Source organism: Dawidia cretensis (genome assembly GCF_018598175.1).
Lineage (GTDB): Bacteria > Bacteroidota > Bacteroidia > Cytophagales > Cyclobacteriaceae > Ohtaekwangia > Ohtaekwangia cretensis.
This window is the reverse complement of record NZ_JAHESE010000085.1, coordinates 1-1,040: the sequence shown is the minus strand read 5'-3', so window position 1 is coordinate 1,040 and position 1,040 is coordinate 1. Positions and strand designations below refer to the sequence as shown.

The following is a 1,040-nucleotide window of genomic DNA, read 5'->3' as shown; positions in this document are numbered from 1 at the left end:
CAACGGCTGGGAACGGCGCGACCGCACACCGATACGAGACTGGCAGGCCGTGGCGCGCAGCTGGATCCTCAAAATCGCAGCATTCGACGAAAAAAATCCGAACACGCAAAAAGGCCCCAAACCTAACCACCTCGATACCGACAACGACAAGGATTTCGCGGAGCCTATTTAACCGTCGCGTTAGTCCCGATCTTATCGGGAAGCCCACCGGCACCGGCTCCCGACAAGTCTACGTCGGGACCGGGCGCCACCGCGGATGTATATAACCTTTAACCTTACAACCTATGATCGACTATCCCTGGTGTATTCAGTACCTTGAAAAACATGGCCGTCAAACGTTCGGCCCGCATTTCACCATCGACGAAGGTGACTACCCGGTCGTTCACCGACTCATTGCCTACTTCCTCCGCCATGAAGCAGAATCTGAGCGCCTCGGCATCGACCTCAACAAAGGCCTGCTTGTCACCGGTCCGGTGGGCTGCGGCAAATCGTCCCTCATGACGCTCCTGCGCACAATCCCGCACCCACCCTATCAATTCACGATCCGGCCCTGCCGTGACGTCAGCTTCGAGCTGCTGGAGGATGGCTATAAAGTCATCAACCGCTATAGCAAGCTGTCCTATAACAGTCACGGTCCACGCATCTACTGCTTCGACGATCTGGGCACGGAGCAAAACCTGAAGTACTTTGGCAATGAGTGCAATGTGATGGCGGAGATACTACTCAGCCGTTACGAGCTTTTTATAAGCCAGCACATGCTTACGCACATCACGACCAATTTGCAAGCGACCGAGCTTGAGTCCGGTTACGGTAATCGGGTACGGTCCAGGTTACGCGAACAACTCAACCTGGTGGCGTTCGCGAAAACTTCGCGGGATAAACGCGGACGGCAACCAGTGTGAGGGTGAGTGTAAGAGCGAAGAAACCAGCGTGGGCGAAACGCGCACGCTGGTTTAAGCCCCCTAGAACGGGAGCTGTGAAACTGAGAACTGAACCCAAAAGACCCGGATAGAAACCTCCCGGAAGGAAGAACGAACGAC

At 55.3% G+C, this 1,040-nt stretch carries 1 protein-coding gene; it reads left to right on the top strand.

The window, feature by feature from the left end:
* Positions 1–284: 284 nt before the first annotated feature.
* Complete coding sequence (locus tag KK062_RS29795; RefSeq protein WP_254088040.1) at positions 285–902, top strand: P-loop NTPase family protein; 618 nt, start codon at positions 285–287, stop codon at positions 900–902.
* Positions 903–1,040 lie beyond the last annotated feature (138 nt).

What these genes read in the sequence shown, in the direction of transcription:
- KK062_RS29795 (WP_254088040.1), top strand. Translation starts at nt 285, where the DNA reads ATGATCGACTATCCCTGGTGTATTCAGTACCTTGAAAAACATGGCCGT.